This window comes from Massilia putida (genome assembly GCF_001941825.1).
Classification (GTDB): domain Bacteria; phylum Pseudomonadota; class Gammaproteobacteria; order Burkholderiales; family Burkholderiaceae_D; genus Telluria; species Telluria putida.
This window is the reverse complement of record NZ_CP019038.1, coordinates 757,293-778,351: the sequence shown is the minus strand read 5'-3', so window position 1 is coordinate 778,351 and position 21,059 is coordinate 757,293. Positions and strand designations below refer to the sequence as shown.

General features: G+C 67.7%; 15 protein-coding genes. 10 read left to right on the top strand and 5 right to left on the bottom strand.

All coding sequences use genetic code 11. The features are described from left to right. Nucleotides 1-31 precede the first annotated feature (31 nt). Nucleotides 32-2,893, top strand: coding sequence for a glycosyl hydrolase 115 family protein (locus BVG12_RS05840; protein WP_075791595.1), 2,862 nt, complete (start codon nucleotides 32-34; stop codon nucleotides 2,891-2,893). On the opposite strand, the gene BVG12_RS05835 is transcribed toward BVG12_RS05840, so the two are convergent. Continuing rightward, on the bottom strand, nucleotides 2,890-3,291 hold the full coding sequence (locus BVG12_RS05835) for a hypothetical protein (protein WP_075791594.1): 402 nt from the start codon (nucleotides 3,289-3,291) through the stop codon (nucleotides 2,890-2,892). The two genes, BVG12_RS05840 and BVG12_RS05835, sit on opposite strands and share 4 nt — an antisense overlap. A gap of 109 nt (nucleotides 3,292-3,400) precedes the next feature. Between BVG12_RS05835 and BVG12_RS05830 the strand changes: the two genes are divergently transcribed. The 3 genes from BVG12_RS05830 to BVG12_RS05820 all read left to right on the top strand — a co-directional run bounded on the left by BVG12_RS05830 (nucleotide 3,401) and on the right by BVG12_RS05820 (nucleotide 6,032). After that, on the top strand, nucleotides 3,401-4,678 hold the full coding sequence (locus BVG12_RS05830) for a cyanophycinase (protein ID WP_083684647.1): 1,278 nt from the start codon (nucleotides 3,401-3,403) through the stop codon (nucleotides 4,676-4,678). Between the two features lie 16 nt (nucleotides 4,679-4,694). Beyond that, nucleotides 4,695-5,093: an alternative ribosome rescue aminoacyl-tRNA hydrolase ArfB gene (arfB, locus tag BVG12_RS05825; RefSeq protein WP_075791592.1), complete on the top strand. Its 399-nt coding sequence runs from the start codon at nucleotides 4,695-4,697 to the stop codon at nucleotides 5,091-5,093. Between the two features lie 213 nt (nucleotides 5,094-5,306). Continuing rightward, nucleotides 5,307-6,032 carry a GH12 family glycosyl hydrolase domain-containing protein gene (locus tag BVG12_RS05820; RefSeq protein ID WP_075791591.1) on the top strand — a complete coding sequence of 242 codons (726 nt, stop codon included), beginning with the start codon at nucleotides 5,307-5,309 and terminating at the stop codon, nucleotides 6,030-6,032. On the opposite strand, the gene BVG12_RS05815 is transcribed toward BVG12_RS05820, so the two are convergent. The 4 genes from BVG12_RS05815 to BVG12_RS05800 form a co-directional block, all read right to left on the bottom strand. After that, complete coding sequence (locus BVG12_RS05815) at nucleotides 6,019-7,203, bottom strand: GGDEF domain-containing protein (RefSeq protein WP_075791590.1); 1,185 nt, start codon at nucleotides 7,201-7,203, stop codon at nucleotides 6,019-6,021. The genes BVG12_RS05820 and BVG12_RS05815 overlap by 14 nt on opposite strands. Before the next feature lie 145 nt (nucleotides 7,204-7,348). Beyond that, nucleotides 7,349-8,719 (bottom strand): glycoside hydrolase family 27 protein, encoded by a 1,371-nt coding sequence (locus BVG12_RS05810; protein ID WP_075791589.1) that lies wholly within the window; start codon nucleotides 8,717-8,719, stop codon nucleotides 7,349-7,351. A 105-nt stretch (nucleotides 8,720-8,824) separates the two neighbouring features. Continuing rightward, nucleotides 8,825-9,958, bottom strand: coding sequence for an endo-1,4-beta-xylanase (locus BVG12_RS05805; protein ID WP_075791588.1), 1,134 nt, complete (start codon nucleotides 9,956-9,958; stop codon nucleotides 8,825-8,827). Nucleotides 9,959-9,996: 38 nt separating this feature from the next. Next, nucleotides 9,997-12,210: an alpha-glucuronidase family glycosyl hydrolase gene (locus tag BVG12_RS05800; RefSeq protein ID WP_083684644.1), complete on the bottom strand. Its 2,214-nt coding sequence runs from the start codon at nucleotides 12,208-12,210 to the stop codon at nucleotides 9,997-9,999. Between the two features lie 185 nt (nucleotides 12,211-12,395). Between BVG12_RS05800 and BVG12_RS05795 the strand changes: the two genes are divergently transcribed. The 6 genes from BVG12_RS05795 to BVG12_RS05775 all read left to right on the top strand — a co-directional run bounded on the left by BVG12_RS05795 (nucleotide 12,396) and on the right by BVG12_RS05775 (nucleotide 20,922). Further along, complete coding sequence (locus BVG12_RS05795; RefSeq protein ID WP_075791586.1) at nucleotides 12,396-13,508, top strand: LacI family DNA-binding transcriptional regulator; 1,113 nt, start codon at nucleotides 12,396-12,398, stop codon at nucleotides 13,506-13,508. A gap of 341 nt (nucleotides 13,509-13,849) precedes the next feature. After that, nucleotides 13,850-16,240, top strand: coding sequence for a glycoside hydrolase family 3 N-terminal domain-containing protein (locus BVG12_RS05790; protein ID WP_075791585.1), 2,391 nt, complete (start codon nucleotides 13,850-13,852; stop codon nucleotides 16,238-16,240). A 16-nt stretch (nucleotides 16,241-16,256) separates the two neighbouring features. After that, nucleotides 16,257-17,429: a fumarylacetoacetate hydrolase family protein gene (locus tag BVG12_RS34965; protein WP_083684641.1), complete on the top strand. Its 1,173-nt coding sequence runs from the start codon at nucleotides 16,257-16,259 to the stop codon at nucleotides 17,427-17,429. Between the two features lie 21 nt (nucleotides 17,430-17,450). Further along, a complete protein-coding gene (gene xylB, locus BVG12_RS34960; protein WP_083684638.1) occupies nucleotides 17,451-18,239 on the top strand; it encodes a D-xylose 1-dehydrogenase in 789 nt (262 codons plus the stop codon). A gap of 1 nt (nucleotide 18,240) precedes the next feature. Continuing rightward, on the top strand, nucleotides 18,241-19,131 hold the full coding sequence (locus tag BVG12_RS05780) for an SMP-30/gluconolactonase/LRE family protein (protein WP_075791584.1): 891 nt from the start codon (nucleotides 18,241-18,243) through the stop codon (nucleotides 19,129-19,131). Between the two features lie 6 nt (nucleotides 19,132-19,137). Then, nucleotides 19,138-20,922: an IlvD/Edd family dehydratase gene (locus tag BVG12_RS05775; RefSeq protein WP_075791583.1), complete on the top strand. Its 1,785-nt coding sequence runs from the start codon at nucleotides 19,138-19,140 to the stop codon at nucleotides 20,920-20,922. Nucleotides 20,923-21,059 lie beyond the last annotated feature (137 nt).

Sequence of the window (21,059 nt, the reverse complement as noted above, 5' to 3'; positions counted from 1 at the left end):
GCGCAAGCATACCTACAACATCAGGAGACTTATGAAATCACTCGTCGCCGCCGCCGTGCTCACGCTCGCGGCATCGCCGCAGGCATGGGCGTTGGGAGAGCGTCCGTTCGTGACGTTCGATGCAGGCAAGGACGCCGTCGTGCTGGCGCGTGCCGGCCAGGCCGCGCGCATCGTCGTCGACCGCAACGACCACGCCGGGGTGCGCCGCGCGGCGGCCGACCTGCAGGCCGACGTGGAACGCGTGTCCGGCACGCGGCCCGCGCTGCTGGAGGCCGGCGGCCCGGTGCCGCGCGGGTCGGACGTCGTCATCGTCGGCACGCTCGGCAAAAGCGCGCTGATCGACCGCCTCGCGCGCGACAACAAGATCGATGCGAAGGGCCTGCGCGGCAAGTGGGAAGGCTATCTCGTCCAGACCGTGCGCGACCCGCTGCCGGGCATCGCGCGCGCGCTGGTCGTGGCGGGCAGCGACAAGCGGGGCACGATCTTCGGGCTGTACACGGTGTCGGAGCAGATCGGCGTCTCGCCGTGGAACTGGTGGGCCGACGTGCCGGCACCGCACCATGACGTATTGGCGGTGGCGGCCGGCACGCGCGTGGCCGATGCGCCCGTCGTGCGCTACCGCGGCATCTTCCTGAACGACGAGGCGCCGGCGCTGTCCGGCTGGGCCAAGGAGAAATTCGGCGGCTTCAATCATAAATTCTACGGGAAGCTGTTCGAGCTGATCCTGCGCATGCGCGGCAACTACCTGTGGCCCGCGATGTGGGGCAACGCGTTCTACGACGACGACCCGGAAAACGGTCCGCTGGCCGACGAGATGGGCATCGTGATGGGCACGTCGCACCACGAACCCCTGATGCGCGCCCACGCGGAATGGGCCAAGTACGGCAAGGGCCCGTGGGACTACAGCCGCAACGCCCTGGTGCTGCGCGAATTCTGGCAGCAGGGCCTGGACCGGTCGAAGGACTACGAGAAGGTCATCACGCTCGGCATGCGCGGCGACGGCGACGAGCCGATGTCGGAAGAGTCCAACGTCGCGCTGCTGCAGCGGATCGTGGCCGACCAGCGCGCGATGATCGCCAAGACGCTGGGCAAACCGCTGCCCGAGGTGCCGCAGGTCTGGGCCCTGTACAAGGAAGTGCAGGAGTATTACGAGAAGGGCATGCGCGTGCCCGACGACGTCACCTTGCTCTGGTGCGACGACAACTGGGGCAATATCCGCCGCCTGCCGACGCTCGACGAGCGCAAGCGCAGCGGCGGCGCCGGCGTCTACTACCACTTCGATTACGTGGGCGGCCCCCGCTCGTACAAGTGGATCAACGTGACGCCGCTGCCGAAGCTGTGGGAGCAGATGCACCTCGCGTGGCGCCTGGGCGCGGACCGGCTGTGGGTCGTGAACGTCGGCGACTTGAAACCGATGGAAGTGCCGACGGAGTTCTTCCTCACCTACGCATGGAATCCGGCCGCATGGCCGGCGGCGCGCCTGCCGGATTATTTGACACTGTGGGCGACGCGCGAGTTCGGCGCCGAGAATGCCGCGGAAATCGCCGATATCGTGGAGACGTACGCCCGCTACAACGGGCGCCGCAAACCGGAACAGCTGGAACCCGGCACGTACAGCGCGACCAATTACCGCGAGTCCGAGCGTATCGCCGCCGACTGGCGCGACCTGGCCGCGCGCGCGGCGCGTGTGAAAGCGAAGCTGGCGCCGGCGCAGCGCGACGCGTTCTTCCAGCTCGTCGAACATCCCGTGCGCGCGGCCGGCGCGCTGGGCGAACTGTATGCGACGGTGCAGGCCAACCGCATCCACGCCAGCCAGGGCCGCGCGGACACGAACGATCTGGCCGCGCGTGCGCGCGACCTGTTCGCGCAGGACGCCGCGATCTCGCGCGAGTACCACGCCATCAATGGCGGCAAGTGGAACCACATGATGGCGCAGACGCACATCGGCTACACGAGCTGGCGCGATCCGGCGACGAACATCATGCCGGACGTGCGCGAGATCGCGCTGCCCGCCGCGCCTGCGCTGGGTGTCGCGGTGGAGGGCAGCGAGGCCGCGTGGCCCGCCGCCACCAGTCTGCGCCTGCCGGCCTTCGAGCCCTTCGACAAGTCGGCGCGCTTCATCGACGTGTTCGACCGCGGCGCGGCGCGGCTGGCGTGGAGCGCGCGCGCGGACCAGCCCTGGATCGTGCTGAGCGAGTCCGCCGGGACGACGGACAAGACGAAGCGGCTCACGGTCGACGTGCGCTGGGACCAGGTGCCCCCCGGGACGACGGGCGGCCGCGTGCTCGTGAGCGGTCCGGACGGGCAGGTGGCCACCGTCGACGTCCCGCTGCGTCACGCGGACCAGCGCAACGCGGCGGTCTCCGGTTTCGTCGAGACGGGCGGCACGGTCGCCATCGAGGCGGAGCACTACAGCCGCGCGTTCGCGCCGCACGGCCGCGAATGGCTGCGCGTGCCGGGCCTGGGCCGCACGCTGTCCGGCATGACGACCTTGCCGGTGGATGCCCCGGCCCTCGCGCCGGCGGACGGCATGCATCTGGAGTACGACGTCTATCTGTTCGAGCCGGGCAAGGTGAACGTGCAGGCGACCTTGGCGCCGACGCTGAAATTCCGCCCGGGCGCCGGCTTGCGTTATGCCGTCTCGATCGACGACGAGGCGCCGCAGGTCGTCGACGTCCATGCCGACGCATCGCTCCAGCACTGGGAACGGATCGTGTCGGACGGCGTCGCGCAGTTTACGACGGCCCATGCGGTGAAGGCGGCGGGACCGCACACGCTCAAGTTCTGGGCGCTCGATCCGGGCCTCGTCCTGCAGCGCGTCGTGATCGATGCGGGCGGCCTGAAGCCGAGCTACCTCGGTCCGCAGGAGAGCCCGCGCATCGGGGCGAACTAGTCGGAGTGTGCGATACGCAGCCCGCCCTTGCGGTCGGGCAGCCACGCTTCGGCGAGGTCGGAACTGACGTCGAAGAAGCCCAGTTCGTGCTTCGCGGCGAGGCGGTGCACGGCTTCCCACGCCGCGTCGACCCGGTCCCAGTCGACGAAGGTCATGTAGATCAGGGCAGGGGTGATCGTGTAATCCGCCGCACCTTCGCCTTCGGTGCCGTCGTCGGGGACGGGCGGGAATTCTGCGGCCAGGTCGGCGTAGAACGCCTGCAGCGCGGGCGCGGCGACGGCGGGGTCGTCATAGGCGAGATCGTCGCCCCAGTCCGTCTGCTCGTCATACCAGTCGAGGAAGGCGGGGCGCTTGGCCGGTGCGGCGTCCGGGTCGAATACCATCAGGTCGTAACTCATCGTGCATGCTTTCGGTGAAAAGTGGACAACCGTGACGATACATCGAAACGCTGGTTCCAACGGTATAAAAAAGCTAATATGCTGAGCCTGCCAACCATACGGAGCCAGCATGACATCCACACTCAGCACGAAGGCAGCCCGGGCATTGCTCGCCGCCATGCCGTTCCTTGCCATCCAGCCCGCGCTGGCCGGTTCGAACTATACCTACAGCTATGCCGGCAATCCGTCCGCGCCCGTGAGCGCGAAGCCGGTATCGTGCTGGGGCACGGCCTGCACGCCGTCCGTCGTCCTGATGGGCGGCGGCTATGACGTGGCGGAGGCGTTCCGCTGGATGATCGCGCAGGCGGGCATCACGCGCGCCACCGGCGGCCGCTTCGTGATCATCCGCGCGACGGGCACCGACGCGTACAACCCGTACATCTACAGCCGCCTCGCGCAGGTCGACACGACGACGCCGCGCAACTACGAAACGGTCGGCGGCGTCGACCTGGGCGTGACGTCCGTCGAAACGCTCATCATCCCGACGCGCAAGGCCGCCGAGGATCCGTTCGTGCTGGGCGTGATCGCCAAGGCCAGCGCGATCTTCATCGCCGGCGGCGACCAGGCCGACTACTACAACGAGTGGCAAGGCACCCCGCTGGACACCGCGCTGCAACATGCGGTCGATGCCGGCATCCCGGTCGGCGGGACGAGTGCCGGCAATGCGATGCTGGGCCAGTATGCGTTCGCCGCGTTGAACGGCAGCGTCACGTCGGACCAGGCGCTGGCCGACCCGTTCAACAAATACATGACGATCGATCCCCTCAACACATCGTCGAAGAAATTCGTCCAGACCGGCAGCTTCCTGGCCATCCCGACCTTGGAAAAGACGATCACGGACGACCATTTCAATACGCGCGACCGCCTGGGCCGGCTGTTCGGCTTCGTCGCCCGCATCGGCAGCGGGTGTCCGGGCGGCGTGGAGGCGTTCGGATCGGTGCTGGGCATCGGTATCGACGAAGAGACGGCCGTGCTGGTATCGGGGCCACGGGGGAGCGCGAAGGCGCAGCTGGTCGCCAATCCGTACAACGCGGAGAACACGACCGCGCTGTACACGCCGCAGAATTCCGCCTATTTCGCGAAGATCGTGCGCACGCCGTCGCAATGCGCCAGCAAGCTGCCGCTGAACGACACCAGCGGCATCCAGGTGTACCGCCTGAGCGCCCAGCCGACGCAGCCGTCGCCGTATCCGTCCGCCCCGCAGTACAGCTTCAAGGTGCAGGCGGCGTTCGACCTGTCGGACTGGTCGCAGCAGAGCGCCCGGACGTATCCCGACGGCTCGTCGCTGAACGGTCCCTACGTCTACGGCACGGCGAACGGGGCGATCCTGGGCAGCCAGGTGCGCTGACGCGCGGGACCGGGGCATGGCCATCGCGATCGATCCTGCTGACGTCGAGTTCAGCGCGATCCGTGCCCAGGGGCCGGGCGGCCAGAACGTGAACAAGGTGTCGAACGCCGTGCAGGCGCGCTTCGACATCGGCGCATCCACGCTGCCGCCGTACGTGAAGGACCGGCTGCGCGCGCTGGCGGACGCGCGCATCACGCGCGAGGGCGTCATCGTCATCAAGGCCCAGCGCTGGCGCAGCCTGGAGCGCAACCGGGAAGACGCGCTTGCGCGGCTGCAGGCCCTCGTCGATGCCGCCACCGCGGTGGCGCCCGTGCGCAGGCCGACGCGCCCTACGCTCGGCTCGCAGCGGCGCCGGCTCGAGGCCAAGTCGCGCAGCGGGCAGGTGAAGGCCATGCGCGGCAAAGTGCGCGAGTAACGATCCACCTATATCGAAATCCACATTTGCCATACGAAGATGGCATGTCGGCGCGAAAGCGCCTCGTACGGTTGTCCGCTCGATTGACTCCATCCGCCCGTTTCCTTACGATGAAATCGATATCATAAGAATGCGGCGTTTGCGCCCCGGATGCCGCCTGCGGATCCCGGCAGGCTGGTCCGCCCGAAGCGGGGCGAATATCAAGGAGACGATATGAAGCAGGCACTTGGCATGACCGCAGTGGCACTTGCAGCAAGTCTCGCCGCCCCGGCGCAGGCGGCAACCTGGTCGACCACTGCGCAGTACGGGTCGACCACGATGGGCGCATACAGCTTCAACAACGATGTGTGGGGTTCGGGCGCGGGCCCCCAGACGCTGTGGGCCAATTCGCCCACCGACTGGGGCGTGTGGTCGGACCAGCCGAATACCGGCGGCATCAAGTCGTACCCGCACATCAGCTTCTACGTCGGCAAGTCGCTGAGTGCCTTGTCGCGCGTGACGTCCGTCGTGTCGGCCACGACGCCGGCCGGCGGTGCCTGGGAATCGACCTACGATATCTGGGACACGAACCACGCCAACGAGATCATGCTGTGGCTGAACTACACGGGCACGTCGGCCGGCTGCGGCAACGTCAAGCCGATTTCGTACAACTGGACGGCGCAGGGCTGCGCGATCCCAGTGTACACGAACGTGAACGTCGGCGGGGCCGCGTGGAACGTCTATCGCGGCAATAACGGCGGCAACATGGTGTTCTCGTTCCTGCGCACGTCGAAGACCAACAACGCGACGGTCGACATTCTCGCCATCATGCGCTATCTGCAGAACCTCGGCTGGATGGGCAATGTGACCGTCGGCGACGTCCAGTACGGGTTCGAGATCACGTCGTCGTCGGGCGGCATGGATTTCGCCGCGCGCAACTTCTCCGTCACCGCCTATTGACCAATCCGGGGACGCGGCGCCCGGCCGCATCGTGATCGCAGGCGCAGCGCGCGTGGACGCGGTCGCGTCCTCCGCGCTTGGCGTCGTACATCAGCTTGTCGGCCACGGCGATCAGGTCACGCAGCACGTGGTCGCCGGCGCCGGCCGTGAAGTCGGCGCACGCGACGCCGAAGCTGGCCGTCGTGCGCACGTGCTCCGTGCCGTCGTCGGCCATGACGCTCGTGTCGGCAAAGCGCGTGCGCAGGCGTTCGGCCAGCCTGACCCCGCCGTCGAGGTCCGTGCCGGGCAGGATGGCGAGGAATTCCTCGCCGCCGTAGCGCACCACGCTGTCGACGCCGTCGCGCGTCATGCGTTGCAGCAGATCCGCGAAGCTGCGCAGCACGGCGTCGCCGCTGGCGTGGCCGTACGTGTCGTTGATGCGCTTGAAGTGGTCGATGTCGCACAGGACCACCGTCAGCAGCCCGCCGTTGTCGGGCGCGCGCACCTGGCCGGGACGCATCAGGTTCTCGTGCAGGTAGCGCCGGTTGAAGCAGCCGGTGAGGTGGTCGCGCGCCGCCGTGTGCTGGAGCTGCGCGCGCGCCAGGTATTCCTCGCGCGACACCTGGTTGAAGCGCCGCGCCGCGAGCGCGCCGAAGGCGTTCGCCAGCACCAGCAGCATGACCATCGTGACGTCGTCGGCCGCCGACAGCCGGCCGAACTTCAAGGTCAGCGCGAGAAACACGACGGTCGCGCCGGACGCCAGCAGCAGCGCGTTGGCGAAACTGTTCGGGATGTACAGGTAGATTACGATGAGCATGATTCCCAGCGACATCGCGTGCCAGTGGAACTCGTCCGGCCGGTGCACGGCGATGAACATGAAGCACGCGAGCGCGACCACTTCCGCGACGCAGGCAACGACGCGCGTCGCGCCGACGGTGAGCGGCTTGTGGTAGGCGAGCCAGGCGCACGTGCCGGCCGTCGCGGCGACGACCGTGCGCGCCGCGCACAGCTGCAGGTACGTCGTCCCATAGCCCAGCGCGGCCAGGTCCGAGACGGAGAACGCCAGATAGAACAGCGTGCAGAATACGAGCGTGAAGCCGAGCAGCGCCCGCGTCTGCGGCAGCTTCTGGACGAGGAAGGCGGTTTCGTTCGCGGGCTGCGCGAACTCGCCGGTGAGCGGGTGGATTCTCATGAAGTCGACAGACGGAACGTGATGGCTGTGTGATCTTATCAGGGACGGAGCCCATTACAGCCATCATGTTCTAATTTTTATACCGTCGCCATACTGCCAGGGTATGCGCTTCGAATAGTCACCCTTTGTCACGCCGGCGCTTCGCTCAGGCGGTGAGGCCCAGCAGCGCCGAGCCGTGCGGCGGCAGCGTGGCGCGGATCGCGCCGCGGGCCGTGCCCTGGTCGCGCCGGGCCCACAGATCGCGTACCGCCACGGCGCGGTCGCCCAGGTCAAGGCGCGACAGGTCGAACACGATGCCGGCCGGCGCGTCGGACGTGTTGAACAGCGCCAGGTATTGCACGCCGCGCTTGTCCGTCGGGCGGGCGCTCCAGATGCGCATGCCGGCATCGGCCCGGTGCGGACGGTTGTCGCGGCCGCGCTGGTTCACGGCGAGCACCTCCGGGTTCGTCAGCAGCGCGAGCGTCTTCGCATCCAGGTGGCGCAGGTCGCCGCCCATGATCAGCGGCGAGCGCGCGATGCTCCACAAGGTCATCAGGGTCTGCTGTTCGTCGGGTGTGAACCTGGTGTCGCGCGCGCCCAGCGCGAGGCGGCCAAGGGGCAGCATGTCGGCGTCGGGCCACGCGTTGTCGCGCATGGTCGGGTTCCAGTTTTCCAGGCGCTGGAATTGTTCGGCGAGCAGGCGCCACTCGTCCCAGAAGTCGTCGGAGATGCGCCACATCTGCGCGTAATGCGGCACGTGGTCGGCCCAGCGCAGGTCGGTCTCGCCCGGCGAAAGGCTCAGGACGATGGGGCGGCCGCTGGCCGCGATGGCCTTGTGCGCGCCCTCGATCTCGCGCCAGTTCTTTTCATACGGGCGCGACATGTCGTCCATCTTGACGAAGTCGACGCCCCACGCCGCATACTGCTTGAAGACCGAGTCGTAATAGGCTTGCGCGCCGGGCTTCGTCATGTCGACGCCGTACATGTCGCCGTTCCACGTGCAGACCGATTCCGTGTCGGCGATGTCGCGCGCGTGGAGGTTCGTGCCGAGGATTGGGGTGTTCCGGCGCACGGCCTGGCGCGGGATGCCGCGCATGACGTGGATACCGAACTTCATGCCGCGGGCATGGATCTGGTCGGCGAGCTTCTTGAAGCCGGCGCCGTCCGCCGCCGACGGAAACCGGTTCGGGGCCGGCAGCAGGCGGCCGTGCTGGTCCATCGTCAGCTCCGCATCCTTGCGGTATTCATAGCTGTTCGCGTTCGGCTCGTACCACTGGATGTCCACCGTGAGGATGTCGTACCCGAACGGGAGCAGCTTCGCGGCCATGATGTCGGCGGTCTCCAGCGTCTGCGCTTCGGTGATCGTCGTCGCGAACGAGTTCCAGCTGTTCCAGCCCATGGGCGGCGTCGGCGCCAGGCCGGCGACCGGCGCGGACGCGCGCCGTTTCTGCGCCGCGGCACCGGCGAACGAGGGCATGCCGGCTGCGGCAGCGGTGGCGAGGGAGGCGGCCAGGAGGCGGCGGCGGTTCGAATCCATGTCGAAGGCGGTAGTGGAAGGAGGTCGCGCGAGTATAGAGACCGATCGGCCGGCGCGCCAATCACTTGTGGGCGCCGACCGATACCCGAATCGATATCGGAAGCCTCAAGCCTGGCGTGCCGGCGCCGCCTTGATGGCGTCGGCGATGGCCTGGCGCATCGGCTTCGCTTTCAGCTGGGCGTCGAACGGCGTGGGGCGCATCGGCAGCTTGTCCGTGCGCGGCGCCTCGTCCCAGGTCTGGAGCCAGCTGATGTTGTCGGCGAGGCCCCACACGAGGATGTCGCGCAGGCGCGGGTACGCCAGGGTCACGTCCAGGTAGTCGCGCGTCGCCGCGGCCACGCCGGCGTCCCGTTTGGCGATGTCGCCGGGCAGGCGGCGGTCGTTCACGTCCAGTTCCGTGATCAGGAGGTCGTAGCCCATGCCCGTCACCTCGTCGAGGAATTTACGCCATTCGATCAGGTCCGCGCGGCCCTTGTCCGTCTCGTCCCAGGAGCCGATGTGGCTTTGCAGGCCCAGCGCATGGATGGGCGTGCCGTGCTTTTTGAGGTCGGCGAGCAGGGACAGGACGCCGGCGCGGTGGCGCGCGCTGCCGGCGTCGCCGCGCATGTAGTCGTTGTAGACCAGCTGCGCGTGCGGCGCGTACTCGTGCGCGAGGCGGAACGCGAGGTCGATCTGTTCGACGGCGCCCAGCGGCCGCGTGAGGGCGTTCTGGCGCAGCTTGCCGTCGGCCGGGTCGACGGCTTCGTTGACGACGTCCCAGCTGCCGATTGCCTTGCCGAAGTGGCCGCAGACGGTGCTGACGTGTGTGCGCATCAGGTGTTCGACGGCCTTGGCCGGCTGCGGGCCGAAACTCTGCTTGGCGACCCAGGCCGGGAGCCATTTCTCCGCCTGCCAGAACAGGTTGTGGCCGCGCACGGCGATGCCTTTGTCCTTCGCCCAGGCGGCCACCTCGTCGGCCGGGCCGAAGTTCGGCTTGCCCGGCGCCGGCTCGATCGCCTGCCATTTCATTTCGTTTTCGAGCACGATCAGGTTGCACTCTCGTTCCACGAGCGCGCGGTAGGCGGCATCGCCGAACTGGTTGCGGCCGGCGCTGATGGCGGTGCCGAAGCGCATGCCCTTGCGGGCCGCGATGTCCTTGAGCGGTTCGCCCGCGGGGCCCTGGGCGCGCGCGAACGGCGCGACGCCCGGCAGCAGGGCGGCGCCGGCAAGGGCTTTGATGAGGTCTCGTCTCGATGTCATTCTATTGTCCTTCTCTTTTACGTGGTGGGGTAAAACATTCAGCCGTGACCCGGCGCGAACGGGAACGTCAGCTTCCGGTAGTCATCGAGCGATTGCGCGGGCGGGCGCACGCCGGCGGGCAGCGGCAGCCCGGCCCGGTGCTGGAAATAGGCGATGCAGGCGTCGCGCCACCACTGGGCTTCGCGGCGCTGCTGGGCGAGGCGCTGGGCCACGTCATCGAAGCGGCGCGCGTCGACGAACGGGCGCACGCGCTGCCACTCGGCCTGCATCGCCTCCACTTCGGCCACGCCGTGATCGTAGTGGTTGACCAGGTCGGTCCACAGCGTGCGGCCGTCCGGCATGCGGTAGTCCCACGGCAGGTGGTGGAACCACAGCAGGAATTCGGGCGGTGTCGTGGCCGGGTCGGCGAAGCGGCGCGCGACTTCGGGCGCGTACTGGGCCACGGCATTGCTGCCCGTGGCCGTGCGGTCGAAGCCGATGCCGTCCTTGCCCGCGCGGTGGTAATACACCGGGTTCCAGTCCGCGCGTCCCAGGTCGTCGACCCACGGCGCCGGCCCGTGGTGGTGGCCAGTGCCCATGATGTGGTGCAGGCCGAGGGGCGTCATGTAGTCGACGGCGGCCTCGCGCGAACGCATCATCATGTCGACGACCGGGTCGACCACGCGCGCATCCGGCGCGAAAGTCTGGGCCGCCCATTCGCGGGCGACGGCGCGGCTGTCCAGGTCCGGGTTCCATGCAAGGCGGCCGAAGGCGTACCAGTTGGCCTGGTCGAACGTGGAGCCGGTCCAGTTGCGGCTGCTGCCGATGTTCGCGACGCCGGCGATGCCGCCCACATGACCATCCTGTGCCCCTTCCAGCACGCGCGCCACCGTCATCGACTGGTTACCGGCGCGGGTGTCGAAGCGCAGCGTTTCCTGGAACAGCGGGCCGAGATAGACGAGGTGCGTGGCGAAGCCGAGGTATTCCTTCGTCACCTGGAATTCCATCATCAGCGGCGTGTCCGGCATCGCGCCGAACAGCGGGTGCGCGGGCTCGCGCGGCTGGAAGTCGATGGCGCCGTTCTTCACCTGCACGAGCACGTTCTTGTCGAATTTGCCGTCCAGCGGCTTGAACTGGTCGTAGGCCTGGGCCGCGCGGTCGCTGACCTGATCCGGATGCGCCGGCGGGCTGTAGACGAAGGCGCGCCATATCACGACGCCCTGGTGCGGCGCGAGCGCGCGCGCCAGCATGTTGGCGCCGTCCGCGTGGTTGCGGCCATAGTCCTGCGGGCCCGGCTGGCCTTCCGAATTGGCTTTCACGAGGAAGCCGCCGAAGTCGGGGATGCTGCGGTAGATCTCGTCCGCCTTGCGCGCCCACCACGCGGCCACGAGCGGATCGAGCGGGTCGGCCGTCTTCGTCTCCTTCAGCTCCAGCGGCGTCGACCAGCGGACCGACAGGAACACGCGCATGCCGTACGGGCGCAGCACGTTCGCGATGGCCGCGGCCTTGGCGATGAAGGACGGGCTCAGTACCTCGGCCTTCGCGTTGACGTTGTTCAGGACCGTGCCGTTGATACCCAGCGACGCATTGGCGCGCGCATAATCCGTGTAACGCGGATCGATGATGTTCGGGAGCTCCCACCAGTTCCAGATCGATTCGCCCGCATAGCCGCGTTCCACGGTGCGGTCGAGATTGTCCCAGTGGTTCAGCACGCGCAGCGGCAGCGCGGGCTTGTCGAGAAGCGCGATCTGGTCCGGTGCCGCGCCCAGTTGCAACTGGCGCAGCCACGCGAAGCTGCCGTACAGGAGGCCGATGTCCGTGTTGGCGGCGATGAGCGTGACCGGGTCGCCCTTGATGCGCGTGCGGCGCACGACAAAGCCGTCGTTGCCCGCCGTGGCGAGGCCGCGGCGCACGGCGTCGGCGTCGAGCAGGCCGGCCGGCAGCTCGGCGCGGGACAGGACGATGCTGCCGGCACGGGGCTGGGCGAGGGACGGGATGGCGTTCTCCGCGCGTCCCAGCAGGCCCGCGAGGCCGCGCTTCAGTTCCGCGCTGGCGGCGTGCACGGTCGGCGTATCGTCCGGCGTTGCGATGCCGGTGACGCCGGATCGCAGCGCGGCGCGTTGAGAGGCGGGGAGGGGCCGGTAACGCAGCCAGAGGTCGTAGCCGTCGTCAAGCGCGGCGTGGGCAAGTCCGGTGCCGGCAAGCCCCAGCAGGACGTGCAGCGCGAGCGCCGCCATCAGCCGCGCAGGGGCGTGCCGCAGAAATCGTTCCATCGTAGTCTCCGTTGTATTTATATGGGCGCCGGATACGGCGGCCCGCCCGGCGCAGGAATGTTAGCGCAAACTTTGAAAATGCGAAATCGATTTCTGGGTGTTTACGTCCATTTTTATGGCTATCTTTGCATGCCCCTCAAGTGTTAAGATAGCGCAAACAAAAGTCGATGGGGAATCGGGAGAACATGACCAAAGCCAAAGTAGAGTCCGTCCAGGAAGAGGTGGAGCGCCGGGGCCAGCCGACGATGGCCGACGTCGCCAAGCTCGCGGGCGTGTCCGCGATGACCGTATCGCGCGTCATGAACGGCAAGGGCCTCGTGCGCGACAGCACGCGGCGCAAGGTCGCGGAAGCCGTGGCGGCACTGAATTACACGCCCAACCAGGAAGCGCGCAACCTCGCGGGCTCGAAGCCGATCCGCGTCGGCTTCTTGTACAGTAACCCGAGCGCGGCCTACCTGAGCGAATTCCTCGTCGGTCTCCTGAGCCAGTCCGGCCTGAACAACGTCCAGCTGTTCGTGGAAAAATGCGAGGCCGGCGAGCACGAGGCCGAGCAGACGCGGCGCCTCGTCGACAATGGCCTGGACGGCATCATCCTGCCGCCGCCGCTGTGCGACAGCGAAGAAGTGCTCGCCGCCATCGCGGAGGCGAACATCCCGGCCGTCGTCGTGGCGTGCGGGCTGCCGGACAGCCACGTGGGCGCGGTCAGCATCGACGACTACCAAGCCGCGTACGCGATGACGCGCCACCTGGTCAACCTGGGGCACCACCGCATCGGCTTCGTCGTCGGTCATCCGAACCAGACGGCCAGCGCGCGCCGCCTCGAAGGGTATCGCGCCGCGATCGCGGAACTCGGCGCCGACGCGTCCCCCGAACTCGTCGTGCAAGGCATGTTCACGTACCGCTCCGGCCTGGACGCCGCCGAACACCTGCTGGCGCTGGAAGAGCGTCCCACCGCGATCTTCGCCAGCAACGACGACATGGCGGCGGCCGCCGTCGCCGTCGCGCACCGGCTCGGCCTGGACGTGCCGGGCGACCTGACGGTCACCGGTTTCGACGACACGGCGCTCGCCACCACCATCTGGCCGGAGCTGACGACCGTGCGCCAGCCCATCGCCGGCATGGCGCGCGAAGCCGTGCAATCGCTTGTGCGCCGCGTGCGTGCGCTGCGCGAGGGCGAGGCCGCGGAACCGGAACAGGTACGCATGGACTTCGAACTGGTGCGCCGCCAGTCCGACGCCGCGCCGCGCACCCGTCCTTCCGCACTGCTGCCGCTGGCGGCCGGCAAGCGCGCCGGCTGATACTCCCCGGCCGGCGCCGTCCGGCCGGCACCGTCCGTACCCTTTCCACATGACCTGCCGCACCCGTCCGGGTGTGGCAGTTTGTTCACGCTAACATCCCGCTTTTCCGCTTTCCCAGCCGGTCCCGCCATTGCGTGGGCTCTTCTACGCGCGTCCGGCACGCGTTGCGTCGCCTCCGCCGGACATCTTCCGAATAATTGATTGACAAGGGCCAAATGGGCCGATTAGACTGGAATGGTTGCGGTAACATTTCTGTTATTGGAATGTTGGTCACATGCCAGCCAGATCCATCCGCCGGCGACACGGCGGCACATACAAAAACAAGCAGGAGACACGAGTCGATGGGTATCAAACGCAGGGAATTTCTGGCCACGGTCAGCGGCGCGGCCGGTATGGCCGTCGTGCCGGGCGCAATGGCGGCCAAGGCCGTCAAGGGCGGCGCGCCGGTGTATAAGCAGGCAGGTGCGCCCGTCGCGGCGCGCGTGGAAGATCTGCTGGGGCGCATGACGCTCGATGAAAAGATCGCGCAGCTGCAGTGCGTCTGGCTCTCCAAAAAGGATCTGCAGAACGCCGACACGAGCTTCTCGAGCGAGAAGGCCAGGCGCGTGCACCCGAACGGCATGGGCATGTTCGCGCGTCCGTCCGACCGCCAGATCGGCGCCGACAACAACGCGGGCAACTCGGGTGCCGTCGGCAACCGCGGCCCCAAGGAAACGGCGGAATACGTGAACGCCGTGCAGAAGTGGGCAATGGAACAGACGCGCCTGGGCATCCCCGTCTTCATGCACGAGGAATCGCTGCACGGCTACGTGGCGCCCGACGCGACCAGCTTCCCGCAGGCGATCGGCCTGGCGTCCACGTTCGACCCGGAACTGGTCCAGCAGGTCTTTTCGTTCGCGGCAAAGGAAATGCGTGCGCGCGGCGCCAACCTGGCGCTGGCGCCCGTCGTCGACGTGGCGCGCGAGCCGCGCTGGGGCCGCATCGAAGAGACCTACGGCGAAGACCCGCACGTGTGCGGCGCGATGGGCAAGGCCGCGGTGCTGGGCTTCTCGGGCGACTCGCTGCCGCTGGCCAAGGACAAGGTCTACGCGACGCTGAAGCACATGACGGGCCACGGCCAGCCGGAGAGCGGCACCAACATCGGCCCCGCCAACGTGGGCGAGCGCGCGCTGCGCGAAGAGTTCTTCCCGCCCTTCGAAAAGATCATCAAGGAGACGAAGATCGCGGCCGTGATGCCGTCGTATAACGAGATCGACGGCATCCCGTCGCACGCCAACCGCTGGCTGCTGACGGACGTATTGCGCCGCGAGTGGGGTTTCCAGGGCCTGACCGTGTCCGACTACATGGCGGTGGCCGAATTGGGCAGCCGCCACCACCTCGTCGGCTCCGTGAAGGAAGGGGGCCTCGCCGCGTTCAAGGCGGGCGTCGACATCGAGACGCCGGACCCGGCGGGCTATGCGGTGCTGGCGGAACTGGTCAAGGAAGGCAAGATCGCGCAGCGCGAGATCGATACCGTCGTGCGCCGCATCCTGCGCCTGAAGTTCGAGGCGGGCCTGTTCGAGAACCCGTACGCCGACGCCGCCCAGGCCGAGGCCCGCACGGCCACGCCGGAGGCGATCGCCCTCGCGCGCAAAGCGGCCCAGCGTACAGCGGTGCTGCTGAAAAACGACAAAGGACTGTTGCCGCTCGCGCCGCAGAAGGTCGGCAAGCTGCTGCTGGTCGGCACGCATGCGAAGGACACCCCGATCGGCGGCTATTCGGACAAGCCGCGCCATGTCGTCTCCATCCACGAGGCGTTGCAGAAGGAAGCGCAGGCCCACGGCTTCGCGCTGGACTATTCGGAAGGCGTGCGCCTGACGGAAGGCCATGTGTGGGGCCAGGACGAGATCGTGTGGACCAAGCCCGAGGTCAATGCGCGCCTGATCCTTGAGGCGGTGGAAGCCGCGAAGAAGGCCGACACCATCGTCATGGTCCTGGGCGATAACGAACAGACGGCGCGCGAAGCGTGGGCCGACAACCACCTGGGCGACCGCACCACGCTCGACCTGGTCGGCCAGCAGAACGACCTCGCACGCGCCATCTTCGCGCTGAACAAGCCGACCGTCGTGCTGCTGCTGAACGGCCGTCCGCTGTCCGTGAATTACCTGGCCGAGCGCGCCGATGCGCTGATGGAATGCTGGTACATGGGGCAGGAGACGGGGAACGCCGTCGCCGACCTGATCTTCGGCCGCGCGAACCCGGGCGGCAAGCTGCCCGTGACCATCGCGCGCAACGTCGGCCAGCTGCCGATGTTCTACAACCGCAAGCCGAGCAGCCGCCGCGGCTACATCGACGGCGTGACGACGCCGCTGTACCCGTTCGGCTACGGCCTGTCGTACACGCGCTTCGACATCTCCGCGCCGCGCCTCGCGAAGGACCGGATCGCGACGAACGGCACGACCCAGGTGCAGGTCGACGTGCAGAACACCGGCGCCGTGCGCGGCGACGAGGTCGTGCAGATGTACATCCGCGACGACGTCAGCTCCGTCACCCGCCCGCTGCTCGAACTGAAGGGTTTCCGGCGCGTCACCCTGGAGCCGGGCGAAAAGCGCACCGTCACGTTCGACATCAAACCGTCCGACCTGTGGTTCTACAACGCCGACATGAAACGCGTCGTCGAGCCCGGGACGTTCACCATTTTCGCAGGACCGAACAGCGTCGACCTGAAGAAGGCCACGCTGACGGTGGCATAAACCAAGAGAGACAAACATGACAGCTATCCAAGCCAATCCGCTGCCCCAGGACCTCGACCAGGCCTTGATGGTCGGTCGCGTCTGGCGTTCCGCCCCCACCAATGGTCCCGCGGTCGTCGCGGTGCGCAAGGGCCGCGTGGTCGACATCACGCGCCACGCCCCGACCGTGTCCGAACTGTTCGAGCGCGACGACCTGGTCGCCATCGTGCGCGGCGCGGAAGGCGAGGACTTGGGCGACGTGAACGCGCTCGTCGCCGCCGCGCTGGCCGGCGACGAGCGTGCCCCGGTGCGCCTGCTGGCACCGTGCGACCTGCAGGCGATCAAGGCCTGCGGCGTCACGTTCGCCGTCAGCCTGCTGGAACGCGTGATCGAGGAACAGGCCAAGGGCGATCCGGGCCGTGCCAACGCGCTGCGCGCGCAACTGCAGGCGACGATCGGCACCAACCTGTCGGAGCTGGAACCGGGCGGCGAGGCCGCCATGCGCCTGAAGGCCGACCTGTCGGCACGCGGCATGTGGTCGCAGTACATGGAAGTGGGCATCGGCCCGGACGCGGAAGTGTTCACGAAGTCGCAGCCGATGTCGGCGGTCGGGCACGGCGCGGCCGTCGGCCTGCACCCGTCGTCGCACTGGAACAATCCGGAACCGGAAATCGTCCTCGCCGTGAACAGCCGCGCGCAAGTGGTCGGCGCGACCCTCGGCAACGACGTCAACCTGCGCGACATCGAGGGCCGCAGCGCGCTGCTGCTGGGTAAAGCCAAGGACAACAACGGCTCCTGCGCCATCGGCCCGTTCATCCGCCTGTTCGACGGCGATTTCAATGTCGACACGCTGCGCAACGCGGAAGTGCGCATGCTGATCGAAGGCGTCGACGACGGCTTCGAACTGGCGGGCGCCAGCTTCATGCGCGAAATCAGCCGCGACCCGCTGGACCTGGTCAGCCAGACCTGCGGCAAGCATCACCAGTACCCCGACGGCTTCATGCTCTTCCTCGGCACGATGTTCTCGCCGATCAAGGACCGCGATGCGCAAGGCGGCGGCTTCACCCACCATGCGGGCGACCGCGTGAGCATCTCCACGCCGTCCCTCGGCACGCTGGTCAACACGGTCCAGCGCAGCGATGCGATCGCACCGTGGACCTTCGGCGTACGGGCACTGTACGCCAACCTGGCCCGACGCGGCCTGCTGTGAACTGAATATAACGAGAACTACATGTCTGAACAAAACCAAGCATTCGTCTACGCGACGTATCCGGACCTCGCCGACAAGCGGGTCGTCATCACCGGCGGCGGCAGCGGGATCGGCAGCGAACTGACCGCCGCCTTCGTCAAGCAGGGCGCCCGCGTGTACTTCCTCGACATCGCCGAGGAAGCCTCGCGCGCGCTGGAAGCGTCGCTGGCGGCCTCGCGCCACGCGCCCAAGTTCATCAAGTGCGACCTGACCGACATCGATGAGCTGAAAGCCACCTTCGCAAGCATCGAGGAAGAGGCGGGCGGCGTCGACATCCTGCTGAACAACGCCGCCAACGACGATCGCCACGACATCGAGAACGTCACGCCGGCGTACTGGGAAAGCCGCATGAACGTCAACCTGCGCCACCAGTACTTCTGCGCGCAGGCCGTCATCCCGGGCATGAAGGAACGCAAATACGGCGTGCTGCTGAACTTCGGTTCGATCTCGTGGCACCTGCCGCACACGCAGCTCGGCCTGTACATGATGGCGAAGGCCGCCATCGAAGGCATGACCCGCAGCCAGGCGCGCGAATTCGGCCCGCACGGCATCCGCGCCAACACCGTCGTCCCGGGCGCGGTCGTGACGCCGCGCCAGAAGGCGCTGTGGCACAACCCGGACGAAGAAGCCCGCATCCTGGCCGGCCAGTGCATCCCCGAGCGCGTCGAGATGGAAGACGTGGCGGCGCTGGCGCTGTTCCTCGCATCGAACAACGCGCGCCACATCAGCGGCCGCGAATACTTCGTCGACGCGGGCTGGTATGGCGCATAACATGGAGACCGACTGCGCCATCGCCTCCGCACCGATCCCGCTGTGGGAAGTCGAGGCCACGCTGGGCGAGGGTGTCCTGTGGGATGCCGGCAACCGGCAGGTCTGGTTCGTCGACATCAAGGGGCGCCGCCTGCACCGCTGCGCGGCCGACGGCACCGATCGGAAGAGCTGGGCCGCGCCGGGCCAGGTGAGCTTCGTCGTGCGCGCCACGGACGGCGGCCTCGTCGTCTCGCTGGAGGACGGCCTGTACCGCTTCGTTGAAGCGACGGGCGCATTCGTCCCGTTCGTGAAAGTCGAGGCGGACGTGGCGGGCAACCGCTTCAACGACGGCCACGTGGATCCGCAAGGACGCCTGTGGTTCGGGTCGATGGACGACGGCGAGGCCGAACCGACGGGTGTCCTGTACCGTTTCGACGGCAAGAGCGTCGTCCGCATGGACGAGGGCTACATCATCACGAACGGCCCGGCCGTGAGTCCGGACGGGCGCACGCTGTACCACACCGACACGCTGGATAAACGGGTGTATGCTTTCGACCTGGCGGAAGACGGCAGCCTGTCGAACAAGCGCCTGTTCGCGGAAATCACGGACGGCGGCTGGCCGGACGGGATGGCGGTCGACGCCGAAGGGCATGTCTGGATCGCGGTGTTCAGGGGCTGGCGCATCGAGCGCCGCACCCCAAGCGGCCGCAAGGTGGGCGAAGTGCGCTTCCCCTGCTCGAACATCACCAAGCTGGCCTTTGCCGGCGACGATCTGCGCACCGTGTACGCGACGTCGGCCCGCAAGGGCCTGTCGGCCGAGGAACTGGCCCAGCAGCCGCTCGCGGGCGCGCTGTTCACTTTCCGCGCCGAGACGGCCGGATTGCCGCACCACGTGCTGGCGCTGCAGGAGTAATACGGAATGACACAACAGAACAGCAAACCGAAGCGCTTCCGGTCGCAGGACTGGTTCGACAACGAGGAGCGCATCGACATGACGGCGCTGTACCTCGAGCGCTTCATGAACTACGGCATCACCCCGGAAGAGCTCCGCTCCGGCAAACCGATCATCGGTATCGCCCAGAGCGGCAGCGACATCTCGCCATGCAACCGCATCCACCTGGACCTGGCCAAGCGCGTGCGCGACGGCATCCGCGACGCGGGCGGCATCCCGATGGAATTCCCGCTGCACCCGATCTTCGAGAACTGCCGCCGCCCGACCGCGGCGCTGGACCGCAACCTGGCCTACCTGGGCCTCGTCGAGATCCTGCATGGTTATCCGATCGACGCCGTCGTGCTGACGACCGGCTGCGACAAGACGACGCCGGCCCAGCTGATGGCCGCCGCCACCGTCGACATTCCGGCGATCGTGCTGTCGGGCGGTCCGATGCTGGACGGCTGGTTCGAAGGTGAACTGGTCGGCTCGGGCGCCGCGATCTGGAAGGGCCGCCGCCGCCTGGCCGCGGGCGAGATCGACGAGCAGAAATTCATCGACATCGCGACGGCCTCCGCGCCGTCCGCCGGCCACTGCAACACGATGGGCACCGCGTCGACGATGAATGCCGTCGCGGAAGCGCTCGGCATGTCGCTGACCGGCTGCTCGGCCATTCCCGCGCCGTACCGCGAGCGCGGCCAGATGGCCTACGAGACGGGCCAGCGCATCGTCGGCATGGCGTTCGAGGACCTGCGCCCGTCGCAGATCCTCACGCGCGATGCGTTCATCGACGCCATCGTCGTCAACGCCGCGATCGGCGGTTCCAGCAACGCGCAGCCGCACATCGTGGCGATGGCCCGTCACGCCGGCGTCGAGATCACCCCCGAAGACTGGATGGAATACGGCTACGACGTGCCGCTGCTGTTGAACATGCAGCCGGCGGGCAAATACCTCGGCGAGCGTTACCACCGCGCCGGCGGCACGCCCGCCATCATGTGGGAGCTGGAGCAGAAAGGCCTGCTGCGTTCGAACCGTCCGACCGTCACCGGCAGGACGATGGCGGAAAACCTCGTCGGCCGCGAAAGCATCGATCGCGAAATGATCTACTCGTTCGATGCGCCGCTGAAGGAAAAGGCCGGCTTCATGGTCCTGAAGGGCAACCTGTTCGACTTCGCGATCATGAAGACGAGCGTGATCTCGGAATCGTTCCGGCAGCGCTATCTGTCGGCGCCGGGTTCGGAGAACGCGTTCGAATGCCGTGTCGTCGTGTTCGACGGTTCGGACGATTACCACCACCGCATCAACGATCCGGCCCTGAATATCGACGAGCGCACGATGCTCGTGATCCGCGGTTCGGGCCCGGTGGGCTGGCCCGGCTCGGCGGAAGTCGTCAACATGCAACCGCCCGATGCGCTGATCAAGAAGGGCATCACGGCGCTGCCGACGCTGGGCGACGGCCGCCAGTCCGGAACGTCGGACAGCCCGTCGATCCTGAATGCGTCGCCGGAAAGCGCGGCGGGCGGCAACCTGGCGCTGCTGCGCACGGGCGACGTCGTGCGCGTGGACCTGAACATGGGCCGCTGCGACGTGCTGATTTCCGACGCCGAACTGGACAAGCGCCGCAAGGATGCGCCGCCGGCGATCCCGCCGAACCAGACGCCGTGGCAGCAGATCTACCGCGCCACCGTCGGCCAGTTGCACACGGGCGCCTGCATGGAACTCGCGCTGCCGTACCGCGGCGTGGGGCACGACATGCCGCGTCATAACCACTGAGTTGCCACGGAGTCGTCGTTCCCGGCATTGCCGGAAACGATTCCCGGCGCAGGCGCCGGCCCTCATTTCGCACGCGTTGTCGAAACGCGAGCGGAACGTGGGTCCACGTCTGCGCGGGGACGACGCATTTGGGGTTC